Consider the following 15,989-nt stretch of genomic DNA (forward strand, 5'->3'; position numbering starts at 1 on the left):
GCGTCACGCAATACTGACGCAGCGCAAAATGCGAAAAAGGAGGTCATACCCCCCTCTTTCAAACAATAATGACCTGATGAGTTCCCTCAAACGGCACTCGTTTAGCAATCACAATCCCGTGGAGGCATCACCCCTCCGCCTGCCCCGCAGTGAATTGAAGCTTGGCCAAACGCGCATACAAACCGCCCTGTGCAACCAGATCCTCATGAGTGCCAGTGGCCACGATGCGGCCTTCATCAAACACAACGATGCGGTCAGCTTGCTTCACTGTTGCCAAACGGTGAGCCACAACCAAAGTCGTGCGATCACGGCTCAGATGGTCAACCGCCTTCTGCACAAGCGCTTCACTTTCAGCGTCCAATGCCGACGTGGCCTCATCCAAAAGCAAGATCGGCGCATCACGTAGGATAGCGCGTGCAATCGCGATGCGTTGCTTTTGACCACCAGACAGCATGACCCCCCGCTCGCCCACATAGGTGTTATAACCTTCGGGCAGCTTATTCAGGAATTCATGCGCTGCGGCGGCTTTCGCGGCTTCCTCCACCTCGGCGTCAGTTGCATCGGGCCTGCCAAAGCGGATGTTCTCAAGTGCAGATTCAGCAAATATCACCGGATCTTGCGGCACCAGCGCGATGGAGCGGCGGAAGTCCGTACGAGCCATGTCGCGCATATCAGTTCCATCCAAGCGGATCATCCCTGTTGAGGGATCATAGAAGCGCAACAACAACTGAATAATTGTGGTTTTACCCGCGCCAGACGGCCCGACCAAGGCGACGGTCTCACCTGCCGCCACATCCAACGACACCCCATCGAGGGCCGCAATGTCTGGGCGCGCAGGATAGCGGAAAGTAACATCATCGAACTGCACCGCACCGGTCAAACGGCCAACGGACACTGGGGCTTCAGGGTCGACTACGCTGTCCTCTGCGCCCAGCAGTTCAACCAAACGCTCCGTCGCACCTGCGGCGCGCTGCAGCTCGCTCCAGATTTCTGACAAAGCAGCTACACCGCCCGCAACCATGATTGCGTAGATCAAAAATTGGACCAATTCGCCTGCGGACATGATGTCTGCGCGCACGTCTCGCGCTCCAATCCACAACACGCCGACGACCCCAGTGAAGACCAAGAAAATCACGATCACGGTCATCACCGCACGGGTGCCAATGCGTTTGCGCGCGGCCTCAAATGCCGCCTCGGTGAAGCCTGCGAATTTCACCTGTGCAGGCGCTTCATTCGTGAAGGCTTGCACGGTTTGAACCGACAAAAGCGCCTCGGAGGCATTGCCCGACGAGGCAGCGATCTGGTCCTGATTTTCGCGCGAAAGCTCGCGAAGGCGGCGTCCAAGCACGATAATAGGCACAATCACGGCGGGAACGATCAGCAAAACCAAACCGGTCAGTTTGGCGGAGGTCAGCAGCATGAGGATCAAGCCACCAAGTAAAATCAACACATTGCGCAGGGCAATTGAGACCGATGACCCGATCACGGACAAAATCAGCGTGGTGTCTGTTGTGATGCGGGACAAAACTTCGCCAGTCATGACGCGCTCAAAGAACTCCGGCCCCATGCTAATGGTTTTGTCAAAAACGGCGCGGCGGATGTCGGCCACGACGCGCTCCCCCAGTCGTGTCACGAGGTAGTACCGAAGGCCCGTCCCGATCGCGAGCAAGGCTGCGACGGCCAGCGCCGCGCCAAAGTACTGGTCAAGCAGCGCGGCCTCATTCGTGCCAAACCCGTCAACCACGCGGCGCACAGCCATCGGAAGGATAAGTGACACACATGCCGTCAACGACAATGCGAGCATTGCGGCAACTATTAGCGGCAAATATGGACGCATGAATGGCCAAAGGGCTCTGAGCGCGCCAATCCGCTTGGATTTCTCGCGTTCCGCCTCGCCGCTTGGTGCTTTCGCCATGATGCCTCCATTTATCGTCGGCATGGCTTAACGGAGCAAAGGCACGCTCGCAAGCACCCAGAAATGACGAGGACGTGGTCAAGATGTAGCGTTACTGCTATAGCGCGCAAAACTGCCCAAGGTCCTGCCTACAAATGATGACACATGAGTTGATATGAGCGCCCTGAGTCTTGGGCTAATTGCGGCCGTTTGCTGGGGATTGCACGACATTCTGGTCCGCCAAGTAAGTCAACGCGCGCCGCTTATGGCGTCCTTGCTGATGGTGTTGTTGGCGGGGTCAATTTTGCAAGGCGTCCTCATGGTCGCCACTGACGCGGTTGAGCCGGTTAGCCTAGAGGCGGCGATCTATGCGGCGATCTCGGGCGTGTTCTTCTTGGTCGCGAGCATCGGGTTATATCTTGCCTTTCAACGTGGCCCCGTTCGGCTGGTGTCACCTATCATTGCCAGCTACCCGATCCTCTCGGTTGCTTGGGCCGCGATCTCGGGCACCAGCATCTCTGCGCTAGAATGGTTGGCCGTCTTGTTGATTGTCATAGGCGTATCGATCGTGGCCGCTTTGTCGGGACAAGACGAGGACGACATACCCCCTATGGGGCGCACGGTTGCTTACTCCCTCATCGCATCCGTCGGGTTTGCCGGAACATTTGCCATCGGGCAAATCGCAACCGAGATGTCATCGGAATTGCCAGTGATCCTCATCACGCGCTTGATGTCGATTACCCTGCTCGTTGTGGGGATGATGGTGATGAAACTGCCCTTCAATCCCGGCCGCGCGTCCATTCCGGTTCTGCTTGCGATGGGCTGCCTTGACGGCATCTCGCTGATGGTCGTCTTATTCGCAGGCGGATTGCCTGATGCACAATATGCCTCGGTTGCCGCATCTATGTTTGGCTTGATCACTATCGTTATGGCATGGACCTTCCTGCGAGAACGTATGAGCCCAATTCAATGGCTGGGCTGCCTCGTCGCATTTGCGGGAATTGGTTACTTGGCGCTTTGATCCTCATCGAAGGTCAGCAATGATATCTTACGCCTTGTCCGCATCTTTGACGGTGTGATCCCGTATTCATCCCGCACCGCCTTGGACAGCGTATTCACCGAACCAAACCCCGTGGCCACGGCGATATCGATCATCGGCATCAACGTGTCCTCAATCATGGTGCGCGCCCGCTTTGCACGAAGCTTTTTATAGAACCGCGCAGGGCTGTCGTTGAAGACCCTTCTAAACACGCGTTCCAGATGGCGCGTGGACAGGCCCACACGGGCGGTAAGTTCCGCCATCGGCATGGGATCGGCCAATGTCTCCTCCATGAGGCGAATGGCTTGGGTCACATGCACATCGAACAACCCCTGATTGTCCGCGATGTCTTTGGGCTGTTCTGCATCACTTTTGCGGATCGTGTGAAGCAGCAACTGATTGCCAAGCTCTGCAATTTGTGAGGCCTGCAATTGCGGCGCGATCAACCCAATCACCAATTCTGCGGTGGCGCCTGCCCCAGCCGCGGTGATGATACCGTCGCTGTTTTCAGAAAACCGCGTGGTCAAATTGGGGTAATATCCGCTTTCCTCCAAAGCCGAGATATCGCGCCAATGTGTCGTCACACGGGCCGATGGCGCTTTGACGGCTTTGATGTAGGCGGTCGCCGCATCTGATAGCAACACGGTAAGCTTGCCCTTACGCTTCATTGCCCGCGCACGCGATAACCACGCAGGCTTCTCACTTTGACGCCCGCCAATAACGATCATGACATCTGAGAACCCGTGATCCGCAATCGCCGGCTCCGCACGCACCATTGTGCCAGCTGCCCCCGTCACTAATCCGGGGATGCCGGAGACGAACCGCCATGAGAAGCAGTCTCTTGCCAAAATGTCATTGGCTTCGTTCAAAGTGTGGGTAATCGCCGCCAGTTCCAACTCCGAGAACCTCTTCCCCACAAACACCTCAAACGTGCGCCGTTCAGCGCCGTTTTCTACTTGGTTGGCAGTGATTGCTGAGGGAGGGCGTTCACCCATGGCAGCTAAATCCTTCAGTGGAATACAAATTCTATCTAGGCTGAATTTACGACTTGGGCAACTTAGGCAAACCACAAGAGCAAGATGCCGTCTGGTGGCTAGCTAAAATATGAAATGAGAAGGTTTGGAGCGGGCGGCGGGAATCGAACCCGCATCTTCAGTTTGGAAAACTGAGGTCTTAACCATTACACAACGCCCGCGTCGCTAATAGCGTACTATTCCACGCCATGAAGCGGGTCAAGTAGGTACGCCCTGCCCATACACCAAGATCGCATAAACATCGGAAAGAGATAGCTATTCAGGCGATCATCGCTCAAACAGCCGCATCGTTTTCTTTGAAATCAATCAAGAATGTAGCGCCATTCGTATTGGCCATGCAATCGAGCTTCGCCCCATACCCGTCTAAGACTGCGACAACGATGGACAACCCCATTCCGGTGCCGCCCGCGTCGCGGCGCGTAGTGAAGAATGGCTCGGACACGCGGTGCATATCTGCGGGCGAGACCCCTTCCCCATTGTCGGAAACCTGCAAGGCGAAATCTTGCATTTCTAACCGCAATTCTGTCGCGCCGTGCGCCCGTGAATTTTGTGCCATCTGATGCAAAACCATTTGCCCGTGCTCCAGCGACAACGGCACCGTTGCATCCTCGTCCGCGTCTAGGAAAACCTCCAATCCGTCGATCTTGGGAAGCATCTGTGCCAGCTTTGCGGGTCCACCTGCTTGGGTCAAACGCAGCTTTGTCATTTCGCGCAAACGGCTAAGCAATTGGTTCATCCGCAGCGCTTCTTTTTCGACGTTTTGTAAAAGCTTACGGCGATCTTGCTCACCCAGCTCGTTCCCTTGCAACAACTCGGCCGCCCCGGTGATTGCCGTCACTGGGGACTTCAACTCGTGCGTAACATGGTCACTATAAGTCGAGATATCCCGCGAGCGTTGCGACAAGGTATTCGCCATCGTCGAGACACTATCGCCCAGATCCGCCAGCTCCCTTAACCCGTAATGCAACAGAGGTTTGGCATTAGGGTTGCGCGCCACCGCAATAGCCCGAGAGGAATCGCGCAAAGCGTAAATCGGACGCGAGATTAGTCGCAAGAGCAGCAAGCCAATCAGTGATGCACCAATTGCCGTAGAGACCAGCATGATCATCATAGGATATCGCTCTTGAAACAGGAACTTACTTAAATTCAACGGGGTACGCGACAAATAGATAGCCCCAATGACACGGTCATCCAGCAATACAGGATACGTCAGGAACACTCGGTACCCAGTATCGCGGCTGAGTGAAGAAAACGGGTGCGGATCAAAATCATCTACCCGCGCACGCAGCACGGCCCCGATATCACCCGTCAGCGCGGCTTTCACCTCCTGCAAATCGGCCAATGAGGGCGCTGCTTTCGCATTGATGTCGCGACCATTGTGATCCAAGAAAACCACGCCTGCCAATGTCGTGCGTTGTGATCGGCGTGCGACATGTATCAGTTGATCCGCAATCATTGCGTGGCGGGCATCCAATGCCTGATCAAACGGGACGCCATCGGGCCTGGGGGGCAGGATTATGTCTTGTCGCACGTTTAATTGTGCCCGCGCCGGATGCAAGTTCGCGCCCCAATGCTCCTGTTGCGCTTCGCTCAATTGCGCCCCTATCTCGGGACCCGTTTCAGCGCCAAACGCTTGCGAATATAGCTCTGCGTAAATGGCACCTTGCTGGATCAAGGACTGCTCTGTTTCGCGAACAAATTGGTTCGAAGTCAGCCGCACCGCCAACAACGCCAACAAGGGAACAGAAACCAGCGCTGCGCAAACGATGGCAATGACCATCGCAATGGACGGTCGCCATTTTTGGTGGACGCCGCTCACCCGCTACAAGGCCCGAGTTTCACGCCAACGCCGTGAACCGTAACAAGGATATCGCGGCACCCAAGCTCCTTGGCCTTGCCGCGAATATTGCGCAAATGACTGTCGACGGTCCGCCCCGACATGGTGGAATTGGGACCATATATCTGTTGGATCAATTGATTGCGGTCATACACCTGTTCCGGTGTCGCGAGCAGGATCGCTAAGAGCGAAAACTCGGTCGCCGTAAGGCCCAGCTCCATTCCCGCAATGCTGCAGCTATGTCGCAAGCTATCCATGCTCAACGCTCCATGGGACAATGCAGATACAGGTGCTGATTTACCGCGCGCAAGTATCGCCTTTATCCGCAGCACCAACTCACGTGGACTAAAGGGTTTGGAGACGAAGTCATCCGCCCCCAATTGAAACCCCAACACGCGATCAACCTCGTCATCCTGCGCCGTCAAAAACAGAACCGGCACATTGGAATGCATGCGTATCTGTTTGCAGCAATCGAAACCGTCCATCTGGGGCATACCAATATCGAGCACAACAAGATCAATGTCTTCGCGCGTCACATGCGTGATCGCCGATTGCCCGTTGGAAGCCTCTGCCGTTGCGAAACCTGCGCCCTCGGCGGCAATACGAACCACATCGCGTATATGCGGATCGTCATCAACTATGAGAATGCGGCTGGTCATCTTAGCTACTTTGCAACTTGGTCGCGCTTTGTCCAGAAGGCCCAGCATTTAAGTAACCCTCCGGCGCAGACCCAGTAGGGTCATGGCGGCAAGCATGAGGAAGCCGATGATCGCTTCTGGCTCGGGTGATGATGATCCGGCGAATGGCTGCGCATACGCCTCTTTGGAGACACCAGACACCATAGGCAGCGGGACGCTTGTTACGGTTGCCTGTTGACCGCTGGTGTTCACAGGGTGCTCTGACACCGCGACAAAAGAGGTGTTTTGCGTCTGCAATGAGAACTCTAGCCCCAGCTTTGTAATCTCGCGATCCGCCTCATCTGGGCGCTCTCCAACAGCGATTTGGCGGGTTAGGCCCGCGATCCGGTTACGAGCCCAGATCAACGGAAGCGCCGCTTGCTCTGCATTATTGGTGAGGTTCAAGGTCACTGGCATCTTGGCCTCATGCCCATTCACCAAGCCTTTTAACGTAACCTCTGCATCCCCCGTGCCGTTGTGGCGAGCGTAAATGCGCAGGCTGTTTCCAGCGAACAGATCGGGGATGCGGGCCGGAGTGACGTCTTGAACCTCGAGATCCCCCCAATCGATGGAAATATCAGTCAACAGAGGCGACTTCAGATCTGCGGCCAGCACTTCTGCCACCTCATCGGCTTCCTCGTCCAACCCCACGTAACGTGAATAGCCACGCCCCTCGTCCGCCATAGCATCAAGCAAATAACGGTTGACCGAACGTCCCACACCAAAGGCATAGATACGAGCCTCGCCAATCTGTTCGCGGATAGTGCGCAGCACGCGGGCTTCATCACCAATGTATCCGTCACTTAGAAAGACGACGATGCGCATGGTGTTGTCCGGCTGACTGGTTCCAAATGCAGTGTTGATGGCTCTGTTGATTTCTGTGCCGCCACCAGTGCTCAGGTTATCCACGTATTTACGCCCACGACGAATGTTCCTCGCCGTCGCTTGTGTAGAACCATTTGCGAATTTCTGCGTGGTGTTGGCAAAGGGGATAATGCGAAAGTAATCATCTGGTCGCAGGCCCTTAAGCGCCGCATCCATGAAGTTCTTGCTCGCGTCCATCGGCTGGCCACTCATTGACCCTGAGGTGTCCAGAACGAAAACCAATTCACGAGGCGTGATGCTGGCATCATCGGGAAGCGCTGGTGGCTCAATCATCATGGAGACGAAGCCACCCCGTTCATCCTTATGGGACAGGCTCGCCGCTTCCAGCGTATCGCCACCCAACGAGAACCGGATCACCAGATCGCGGTTATCGTGAACTTTGCCCTTTGCAAAAGTCGCGGTGAGACCTTCATCCCCTTCCGTCACCGCAAGTTGGTGCGTCTCACTCCCTAAACCGGACACTGTCACACCGCTGGTCATCTTCAAATCTAGCGACACGCGCTCTGCGGTAAAGCTATCGGGCAACTCGATCCCAGCAACCTTCGGATAAGCCGGTACATCGCTAACTGTCCAAGAGTTGCTGACGAGATCCTCCTCAGCCTCCAAAGGTTCATCGACCTGCACCGCTGCGCCCTCATATCGAGGCCCGACAATGAGAGGGATCACTAATTCGTGCTGCCCATCGATCTTTGGCACCATCTGCACGTAGCGAAGCGTCACGTCGATGGGCAAGCCCGGCATCAAGTTGGCTATACGCTGGGTGAACATGTTCGGGCGGTGTTGGGTCAATAGAGCGGCCGATTTCCCTTCCTCCGCTGCTTTCTCAAACTCGGCTTCAGCCACTGCTTTTTCCCTGATCTTGGCTTGGATGACCTCATCACCGATGCGCATGTCCATGCTGTAGACTGCCGCGAGTTGATTAAGGGGGAACAGGTACTCCGCCTCCACCGGCAAATGCGCTTCATTCAAGAAGCTCTGGGTGACCTCAACTGTGGCCATGTCCCCTTCAATCGTGACACTGACCTTGCTGTCGAGCATAGGCAGCTCATAGGTGCTGCCAGCAACAGTGGCGACAACGCGCCCTGCCACATCATCGGGCTCCGTGGCCCAAGCTGACAGGGCCCCGCTGAATGATATAAATGGAATGAGAAGAAGGTGAAGTCGCATAGCAATCCTCGTAGTTGGTTATAGGTCGAGTGCCGCCAATGCGGCATGCTCGAAGGAAATTCGGTCTTGTTCTGGAAGCGATTTCAGCGTGACACGTTGCACCGACTGCCAGCTGTGAGAGGCCCCGCTGAGCCAGCTCCATACAGCCTCGCCCACACTTGCCGTCTGTTGGCCGTCATCTGACACAAAGCTCACCGCCACGGTCCAAACTCGGCCATCGGGGCCTGTTGCCTCGTAAATCGAGCTGGGCAACGGGTCGTAACGCGTGCCCAAGAAACGCACGCTATATCCCATGCCCAACAAGCAGGTTTCCGGTGAATGAAGATGGCGAAGGGGCGACGTAGTGCGCACAATGTTTACCCCCATCGGGCCGTATTGCACCTTTTGTGCATGCCCGCCGTATGCGGTAAAATAGGCCTTCTCGGTCGCGCTCAACTCGATGGGTTGAGCCATCGCGCCCAACAGTTGGCGCGGCATCTGAGCGGCGACAACAGGAGCGGACAAATCCATCGGCCGTTTTGGCGCATTCACGATTGCCAATGCGGCGGCACATGCGATTAACACCACCGGCACGTGCAAAACCTTGGGCAAAGCCCGAACATTTGCGCGGATCACTGGGGCCGGTTTGGCCTTCGGGCGGTAAAACACCAGCAGCGGGATCGCCGACACCATCAAGGTGAACAAACCGATGGCATTGTGCAGCACTGGCTCCATCGTATCGATGCCTACGCCCAAGCCACCCGCAAGAAAGCTAATCCGCAGGGCGTTGCCAAACACACTCAGCACAAGAACCAACACTCCGGCACCAAAGGCGGACCTCATGCGAGGGCGATAGATGACGTTTAAGAACGTCCATAGGCTGACCATCAGCAACAAACCCGTGGCGCCAGAGCATGGCAGATCAACCATCACATCGACGCCGTTCAACTGCAGGCGAACGCCCTCACAGATCAAGTTATTGAAGAACGGGGACAGCATAGCGCAGGCAACGTCAGCCGACATCATCTGCAAGGGAAAGCCCGCAACCCGCTCTAGGATTGGAGCCAAGGGCAAGGCGAACAAAAAGAAGATCGCCATCCAGATTGGCGACAGGGCAAACTTTCGGCGCTCTAGTCGAAGAACGATGGCGATTGCAAAGACATCCAGCGACAGCGCCAAGGCGCTTAGGATGTTGATCGCCAGGAATTGCCCTGCCAGCCGGATGACGGCCGCAAACAGGAATAGAACAAAAACGCGCCCCGCGACGGATGGCCCTTGGGGAGGGGAGCTTTTCAGGGACAAGCCGACCAACACGACAAGCACAACACAATAGATTGCGCCGTAGGATTGGTAAGACGGGTCACGCCAGCTGATTGCCAGCCACCGTATCGGTTCGATGGCCAACAGCGCCGAGGCAACCGTCAGTCCAATCCAAAGCAGAGTATCGCGTTTTTGTTCCATGCCGCTGTTCTCGCGGCATGGATTGCAGATCAATCTACGAAGATGTGCAAATTTCGTGCAATATGCGTTTTCTTAAGCCAGTCAGTGTGAAGGGGCCAAGGTCACGTCAAACTTCACGTAGAGGTAGTCCTCATTGACCGAGCCGGACAACTGCAACCCCTCTGGAAAGCTACCCGCCGGTTTGTCCTCATAGGTCATGACCAAATCATCGCGCACACCGAACACGGTGTCTTGGTTCAGATATGGATCGTCGTCAGGGAAAACCTCTGTCACCAAAGAAATGAAGCCCGGTGCTTTAATAATGTAGTGCAGATGCGATGGGCGCCATGGGTGGCGGCCCGCGGCATCCAGTAATTCACCAACGGGGCCATCGGATGGAACCGTGTATTCGACGGGGCGCACGGTGGTGAACTTAAAGTGCCCTGTGTCGTCAGTGTTCATCAACCCATGAAAAGAGTGGATGTCTTGGTCTTCGTCCTGACTGGAATACAGCCCGTTTGGTGCGGTTTGCCAAATATCCAGCTCGGCATTCGGGATCGGGTTCCCCTCAATGTCGCGCACCTGTCCTTCGACCAGCAACACTTTGCCCTCAAAATCACGCTTCATGTCGCCGCCAATCTCAAGCCGCGGTGGGTTGGATACGTGGAACGGCCCAAGCACCGAAGAGCTGGTCGCGTCTGGGTTGGAATGCATCATGTCCACCAATGACGACATGCCCAGCACATCGGAGAATAGCACAAATTCATTGCGCTCTGGCGTGGTGATACGGCCAGCGTGTTCCAACATGGACAGGCCTTTGCGCCACTCATCATGTGTCAGGTTCACCTCGCGGGCGAAGTCATGCATGTGGCGCGCCATGGCCACCAAAACTTCCCGCGTTCGCGGATCCGTGTCTTCGCCAAAGTAGGCAGCAAACACATCGGTAATGTTGTCTTTGGTTACGTTGCGCATGGGGGTGGCCTCCTAAAGTAGGGCAAGGCTAAGGATTGGGAATTGGATCAGGATCATCAACACGATCAACATGACGAACGCGAAGGGCAGCGCCCCCATGAACACGTCACGCAGAGATATGCGATCATCGTTAATTGTCGATTTTATCACGAAACACGAAATGCCAAGCGGTGGCGTAAGCAAGCCGATCTCGGCGCCGACAACGGTGATAATGCCGAACCAGATAAAGGACATGTTCATCGCCTCAACCATCGGCAAAAACAGTGGCACCACGATCAAGATGATGGACGCCGTGTCCAGCAAAGTGCCAAGGAACAGCATCAACAAAACGAAGATCAACATGATGCTCCAGAACGATGCGGAATTCCCGGCCAGCAGGTCTTGCAGCTGATTTGGTAAACCGGCCATTCCAAGCATACGACTGTAGATCGAAGCCGCTGTGATCAAGAACAAAATGGCGGCTGTGATGTGACCTGTTTCTAGCAGAGCCTCCCAAAAGCCTTTCAACGACATGGAGCGACGCGTGATGGCGATGACCATAGCGACGAGCCCACCTGCGGCGCCAGCCTCCACGGCCGTCAACCAGCCGCTGTAGATGCCGCCAAGAACAATGGTGATAAGACCCAAGGTTGGTAGAGTTTTGGACGCGACTTCGCGCTTTGTCATCCATTCAGTGTCTTCAAGCGCATGCCCGCCAATGAAGTTCGGCGTAAAGCGGCCCATAAACCAAATCGCTGCAACATAGGCCACGGCCAGCATCATCCCCGGGATTACACCTGCAAGGAACATGTCGCCCACCGATTGCTCGGCCACGAAAGAGTAGATGATAAGCATCGCGGACGGCGGGATAATCATCCCCAGAACCGAGCTGCCAGCAACCACCCCGACCGCGAAACGCGGATTGTAGCCCTGCGCCATCATTTGCGGCACAGATACTTTGGTAAACACCGAAGCCGAGGCAATGGATGATCCGGTTACGGCAGCAAAAACAGCGTTCGCGCCAACTGTTGCCATACCAATACCGCCCTTAACCTTGCGGAAACGCATGGTCATGACGTCGTATATGTCTTTGCCAAGCCCCGCCTTTGAGACGACTAATCCCATAAAGGTAAACAGCGGTATCGTCGCAAAGCTGTATTCCATCGCACTGTCGCCCACGGCGACTTTAAGCAAGTTTAGGGACAGCGTAAAATTATCACGCAGTAACCAGATCGACACCAAGGACACGGTACCCAACGCAATCGGAATATAAACGCCGGCGTAGATCAGGAAAACAATTGCAACGACCGAGATTAGGCCAATTTCGATAGGTGTCATTGGCTAGGCTCATCATGTTCTGGGGCGCGGATCAGCTGAGGGCGGTCCTGCGCAGTGATAACTTTTAGGAGGAAGATAACACATGACAGCGCACAGCCCGCCGCGATCACCAGCTTCACCGGCCACCAAGGGGCGGTAAATACGCCTGGGACACCGAAGAAGTCTTGGGTCTCCCACATGTGTAAAAACTCTGGGAACATGATGTAGGCGATCAGCCCCATGAAGATTGCCGAGATCGCATTGATGATCCGGCGCAGGTTTGCAGTCAATTTTGGGCGGCTGATGTGCAGGATGTTCAGGAATCCGTCGGAGCGGGTCAAACGGTCCACGCGCACCACATCGGCCAGTTGCAAGAAGACGATGAACACCACCGACATCTGCACGATTTCATAGGTGCCCTTGATCGGGGCGCTGAACACGCCCCGCGCAATCACATCAACGTTGAGGATGGTCACCAACCCCAGAACCGTGATGGTTCCGGCCACATTGGCGGCAATCGCTAAGGAATTGGCGACCCGAGACAGGCCTGCCACTATAGGCTTGAGCATTGGATTAGCCCCTTTCTCGGGTCGCTAGAGTTTAAGGCTTGGACCAGTCACGCGCGCCGGTGAAACCAGCGTCACCCAACTTGGCAAGGTAGTCCTCAAGCATCGCAGTACCCGGCTCACCCTTCGAGTTCAGGTTCTCAGCCCATTCTTGTGCGATGTTTGGCATTGCTGCCGCCCAAGCAGAGCGATCCGCATCAGACACATCAATGATGGTCCCGCCACCTGCAACATAGGCTTCTTCGGACGCCGTTGCGCGGTCCATTGCGATACCAGCGACGTGGTCACGGTAGTCAACGGCGACGGCTTGAAGAACCTCTTTCACCTCATCAGGAAGACCCTTCCAGTAGTCGGCGTTCACAGTGATCGTTTTGGAGTTCACCGCACCAAGGTTCGCGCGCAGCATGTATGGTGCCACTTCCGCGATCTTGAAGGTTTTTGCAGCCTCTGGCCACAGCATACCCGCATCAACCAAACCGGTTTGCAGCATGTTGTAGAAGTCAGTCAAACCGCCACGCACACCGGCTGCATCCTTGATGCCTTCCAGGTAGCGCAGGTTCATCCCCGCACCGGCCACTTTCAGACCTTCCAAGTCAGCAATCGTTGCAACTTCTTTGGTCGAGAACACCTGATAGCTGTCCAACACAACGCCCGTTGCCAAGTACACTTGATTTTGTGCTGCAAACTCGTTCTGCATGGCGGGGTGCTCGCGGGCGATCTCATCCACAGCTTTTGCAACTGCGCGCGCATCCGTCGAGACGAACGGCGTCACTGAAGACAAACCTTGGCTTGGCAATTTGGACGAATGGAAGATCGTGGTCACGATCCCGATGTCACCCAACCCCAGTTGCACGCCTTCCAGCACGCCTTTGGGCTTCACAATGGAGCCGCCGTAGTTTTCCTGCCAGTCCATCGCGTAATTGCCGCTCTCAGTAAGGCGCTTGTTAACTTCAGGAATGAAGAATTCCGTGAATTCTTTCACCCACAAAGCACGAGCGGGATAGCCGTCGATAACGACTGCCGAAATGCGCTCTTGTGCAGCAAGCGGCATAGCCGTCATCGCCGCAAGCGCCGCACCTACAAGGCCACGTCTAGTCCAGTTAATCATAGTGTATTCCTCCCAGAAAATTTAGCTTTTAGCTTAGAAAAATGATCAGTTAGATTTTACCCAATTGACAGTCAGATCCGTGCCAGCCGCTTCGAACAGTTTGGCGATGGCACAGTATTTTGCGGTTTCTTGCCCCACCAAAGTCAGCTCTTCCTGACTGGCGGGGGAGTTGCAGTTCACCGTGATGGTCATCTCGGGAAACGGCACGTCGATCTCTTCTTGCATAAGAACACCACGGCGATCGAACTGGCAATTTGCATCGATGCTGATTTCTCCCAAATCAATACCAAGGCGATGCGCGTTCTTGTGCCCGATCACATTCGTACATGCGATCAAAGCGGTCATTGCAGCCTCTGTTGGCGTTGGGCCAAGATTGGTGCCGCCACGTTCTTCCGGCTCGTCGATAACCACATTCAGGTCACGCACGGGAATTTCGGTGCGCGCATGTGTCGGGCAACTGGCGGTTGCGCGGTAGGTCACGACGGATTTCATCTTAATTGCCATAACGGGTTCTCCTTAGGCGAAGGTGCAAACTTTTTCGAACGGGAAACGAGGCAGCTTTTGGAACAGCGCGCTCTCATCCGCATATCCGATGTTACACAGAAAATTGGACTTCAGCGAAGTGCCTGCGAAGAATTCTTCGTCAACAATCGCATTAGAGAACCCTGACATTGCGCCCACATCCAACCCCAAAGCACGGGCGGCGACCATGAAGTATGCCCCCTGCAAGGTGCCGTTTCTATAGGCGGTATCCTCGCTGTATTCTGGATTGCCATCGAACAAGTGGCGACGGTCTTCATGTGGGAACAGGAACGGAAGTTCGTGCCAGAAATCCATGTCATGCGCGATAATGGCCGTGACTGGTGCGCCCATCATCTTTGCAACATTTTGGGGCTTCAACGACTTGGCCAAACGCTCTTTGCCTTCGGGTGTTTTGACGAAAATGAAGCGCGCAGGTAGCGTGTTCATGCTTGTCGCGCCATTGATTGTGATGTCGTAAAGCTCGTGCAGAAGCTCGTCAGAAATTGGCTTCTCAGTCCACGCATAGTGGGAGCGTGCCTTGCGCAAAATCAAATCAATGGCATCATCCGACAAGCGCCCGATGCGAGAATGAAGTGCGCGATGCTCCTCTTGAGCCTTTGCGCGAGCATCTTCCAACTCTTTTCCAACAGGCGCGTTCATTGAGCGGCCTCCCCACCTTCATCGACGATCGGGTTGGAGCAAATTCCAATACCCTCTATCTCAATGTCGACAACCTCACCCGGGATCAACCAACGCGGGTTAGGCTTCTTGGCGTGGCCAACACCCGGAGGTGTACCCATCGCAATCAGGTCTCCAGCTTCCAAAGTGGTGTATTGCGAAATGATTGCGATGGTTTGCGCCACAGACCAAATCATGTTGCCAGTGTTCGACGACTGCAAAATCTCGTCACCAACGCGGCTTTCGATTTTCAAGCCACTCGCTCCGGCTGGAACCTCGTCAGGGGACACAACGAACGGGCCGATTGCGCCGGTGTCGTCAAAGTTCTTACCTGGGGTCCACTGGTGGGTTTTGCGCTGATAGTCCCGCACGGAGCCATCATTGAACACTGTGTAGCCGAACACGTGGTCCAGCGCGTCAGCCTCAGAGATGTGACGCCCGCCTTTGCCAACGACAAACATCAGCTCGGCTTCGTAATCCAACTTCTCGGAGCAGTTCGGGCGAACCAGCGGCGCACCAGCAGCCATGATCGATTTTTTGCCGCGCATGAACAGCGCGGGGTAGTCAGGGATGTCGTAACCACCTTCTTTGATGTGGTCCGTGTAGTTCAGACCAAGGCAAATGATCGTTCCCGGACTTGCTACTGGCAGAGCGGGTGTGATCGAGGCGACAGCAACCGTAGGTGCGGCCGAGATTTTGTCCTTAACTGATTCTAAAAGCTCCGGAGATTTGATCATCCCCATCAAATCCGCCCCTATCGCAGGGTTCAAAGCCGTTAAATTTACAGCATTTTCTCCGCTTACAGCAAAAACCGCAGTACCGCTTTGTGTCTCGCCTACCAGATATTTCATCAATGGAATCCTTGTCAGTTTGGATAATTTCTGACTACAATGTG

At 55.2% G+C, this 15,989-nt stretch carries 14 protein-coding genes and 1 tRNA gene; 1 reads left to right on the plus strand and 14 read right to left on the minus strand.

The genetic code is table 11. The features are described from left to right. Positions 1 to 127: 127 nt before the first annotated feature. Positions 128 to 1,915 carry an ABC transporter transmembrane domain-containing protein gene (locus ABJN86_RS04225; RefSeq protein WP_348364755.1) on the minus strand — a complete coding sequence of 596 codons (1,788 nt, stop codon included), beginning with the start codon at positions 1,913 to 1,915 and terminating at the stop codon, positions 128 to 130. Between the two features lie 154 nt (positions 1,916 to 2,069). Between ABJN86_RS04225 and ABJN86_RS04230 the strand changes: the two genes are divergently transcribed. Then, entirely contained in the window at positions 2,070 to 2,915 is an 846-nt protein-coding gene (locus tag ABJN86_RS04230) for a DMT family transporter (protein WP_348364756.1), read from the plus strand. Here ABJN86_RS04230 and ABJN86_RS04235 read toward each other — a convergent pair. The 13 genes from ABJN86_RS04235 to ABJN86_RS04295 form a co-directional block, all read right to left on the minus strand. Continuing rightward, positions 2,900 to 3,928, minus strand: a complete 1,029-nt coding sequence (locus tag ABJN86_RS04235) for a helix-turn-helix domain-containing protein (RefSeq protein ID WP_348364758.1) — start codon at positions 3,926 to 3,928, stop codon at positions 2,900 to 2,902. The two genes, ABJN86_RS04230 and ABJN86_RS04235, sit on opposite strands and share 16 nt — an antisense overlap. A 125-nt stretch (positions 3,929 to 4,053) precedes the next feature. Beyond that, positions 4,054 to 4,128 (minus strand) — tRNA-Gly (locus ABJN86_RS04240). A gap of 113 nt (positions 4,129 to 4,241) precedes the next feature. Continuing rightward, positions 4,242 to 5,747: a HAMP domain-containing sensor histidine kinase gene (locus ABJN86_RS04245; protein WP_348364759.1), complete on the minus strand. Its 1,506-nt coding sequence runs from the start codon at positions 5,745 to 5,747 to the stop codon at positions 4,242 to 4,244. 35 nt (positions 5,748 to 5,782) lie between these two features. Next, a complete protein-coding gene (locus ABJN86_RS04250; protein ID WP_348364761.1) occupies positions 5,783 to 6,463 on the minus strand; it encodes a response regulator transcription factor in 681 nt (226 codons plus the stop codon). Between the two features lie 48 nt (positions 6,464 to 6,511). Then, positions 6,512 to 8,533, minus strand: coding sequence for a VIT and VWA domain-containing protein (locus ABJN86_RS04255; protein WP_348364763.1), 2,022 nt, complete (start codon positions 8,531 to 8,533; stop codon positions 6,512 to 6,514). An 18-nt stretch (positions 8,534 to 8,551) separates the two neighbouring features. Then, positions 8,552 to 9,973 (minus strand): exosortase T, encoded by a 1,422-nt coding sequence (gene xrtT, locus ABJN86_RS04260; RefSeq protein ID WP_348364764.1) that lies wholly within the window; start codon positions 9,971 to 9,973, stop codon positions 8,552 to 8,554. Positions 9,974 to 10,054: 81 nt separating this feature from the next. Then, positions 10,055 to 10,924, minus strand: coding sequence for a dioxygenase (locus ABJN86_RS04265; RefSeq protein ID WP_348364766.1), 870 nt, complete (start codon positions 10,922 to 10,924; stop codon positions 10,055 to 10,057). A 12-nt stretch (positions 10,925 to 10,936) separates the two neighbouring features. Beyond that, positions 10,937 to 12,241, minus strand: a complete 1,305-nt coding sequence (locus ABJN86_RS04270) for a TRAP transporter large permease (protein ID WP_348364767.1) — start codon at positions 12,239 to 12,241, stop codon at positions 10,937 to 10,939. Then, on the minus strand, positions 12,238 to 12,789 hold the full coding sequence (locus ABJN86_RS04275) for a TRAP transporter small permease (RefSeq protein ID WP_348364769.1): 552 nt from the start codon (positions 12,787 to 12,789) through the stop codon (positions 12,238 to 12,240). The genes ABJN86_RS04270 and ABJN86_RS04275 overlap by 4 nt, the downstream gene beginning before the upstream one ends. Before the next feature lie 31 nt (positions 12,790 to 12,820). After that, positions 12,821 to 13,894, minus strand: a complete 1,074-nt coding sequence (locus tag ABJN86_RS04280; protein ID WP_348364771.1) for a C4-dicarboxylate TRAP transporter substrate-binding protein — start codon at positions 13,892 to 13,894, stop codon at positions 12,821 to 12,823. A 45-nt stretch (positions 13,895 to 13,939) separates the two neighbouring features. After that, entirely contained in the window at positions 13,940 to 14,398 is a 459-nt protein-coding gene (locus ABJN86_RS04285) for an OsmC family protein (RefSeq protein ID WP_348364773.1), read from the minus strand. A gap of 12 nt (positions 14,399 to 14,410) precedes the next feature. Then, positions 14,411 to 15,076: a malonic semialdehyde reductase gene (locus tag ABJN86_RS04290; RefSeq protein WP_348364774.1), complete on the minus strand. Its 666-nt coding sequence runs from the start codon at positions 15,074 to 15,076 to the stop codon at positions 14,411 to 14,413. Beyond that, entirely contained in the window at positions 15,073 to 15,945 is an 873-nt protein-coding gene (locus ABJN86_RS04295; RefSeq protein ID WP_348364776.1) for a fumarylacetoacetate hydrolase family protein, read from the minus strand. The genes ABJN86_RS04290 and ABJN86_RS04295 overlap by 4 nt, the downstream gene beginning before the upstream one ends. Positions 15,946 to 15,989 lie beyond the last annotated feature (44 nt).

Origin of the sequence: Litoreibacter sp. (genome assembly GCF_039974535.1) — a bacterium.
GTDB lineage: Bacteria > Pseudomonadota > Alphaproteobacteria > Rhodobacterales > Rhodobacteraceae > Litoreibacter.

Excerpts from the sequence above, each read along its gene's own strand:
- ABJN86_RS04225 (WP_348364755.1), bottom strand. The coding sequence starts at position 1,915 with ATGGCGAAAGCACCAAGCGGCGAGGCGGAACGCGAGAAATCCAAGCGG.
- ABJN86_RS04230 (WP_348364756.1), top strand. The coding sequence starts at position 2,070 with ATGAGCGCCCTGAGTCTTGGGCTAATTGCGGCCGTTTGCTGGGGATTG.
- ABJN86_RS04235 (WP_348364758.1), bottom strand. The coding sequence starts at position 3,928 with ATGGGTGAACGCCCTCCCTCAGCAATCACTGCCAACCAAGTAGAAAAC.
- ABJN86_RS04245 (WP_348364759.1), bottom strand. The coding sequence starts at position 5,747 with ATGGTCATTGCCATCGTTTGCGCAGCGCTGGTTTCTGTTCCCTTGTTG.
- ABJN86_RS04250 (WP_348364761.1), bottom strand. The coding sequence starts at position 6,463 with ATGACCAGCCGCATTCTCATAGTTGATGACGATCCGCATATACGCGAT.
- ABJN86_RS04255 (WP_348364763.1), bottom strand. The coding sequence starts at position 8,533 with ATGCGACTTCACCTTCTTCTCATTCCATTTATATCATTCAGCGGGGCC.
- xrtT (WP_348364764.1), bottom strand. The coding sequence starts at position 9,973 with ATGGAACAAAAACGCGATACTCTGCTTTGGATTGGACTGACGGTTGCC.
- ABJN86_RS04265 (WP_348364766.1), bottom strand. The coding sequence starts at position 10,924 with ATGCGCAACGTAACCAAAGACAACATTACCGATGTGTTTGCTGCCTAC.
- ABJN86_RS04270 (WP_348364767.1), bottom strand. The coding sequence starts at position 12,241 with ATGACACCTATCGAAATTGGCCTAATCTCGGTCGTTGCAATTGTTTTC.
- ABJN86_RS04275 (WP_348364769.1), bottom strand. The coding sequence starts at position 12,789 with ATGCTCAAGCCTATAGTGGCAGGCCTGTCTCGGGTCGCCAATTCCTTA.
- ABJN86_RS04280 (WP_348364771.1), bottom strand. The coding sequence starts at position 13,894 with ATGATTAACTGGACTAGACGTGGCCTTGTAGGTGCGGCGCTTGCGGCG.
- ABJN86_RS04285 (WP_348364773.1), bottom strand. The coding sequence starts at position 14,398 with ATGGCAATTAAGATGAAATCCGTCGTGACCTACCGCGCAACCGCCAGT.
- ABJN86_RS04290 (WP_348364774.1), bottom strand. The coding sequence starts at position 15,076 with ATGAACGCGCCTGTTGGAAAAGAGTTGGAAGATGCTCGCGCAAAGGCT.
- ABJN86_RS04295 (WP_348364776.1), bottom strand. The coding sequence starts at position 15,945 with ATGAAATATCTGGTAGGCGAGACACAAAGCGGTACTGCGGTTTTTGCT.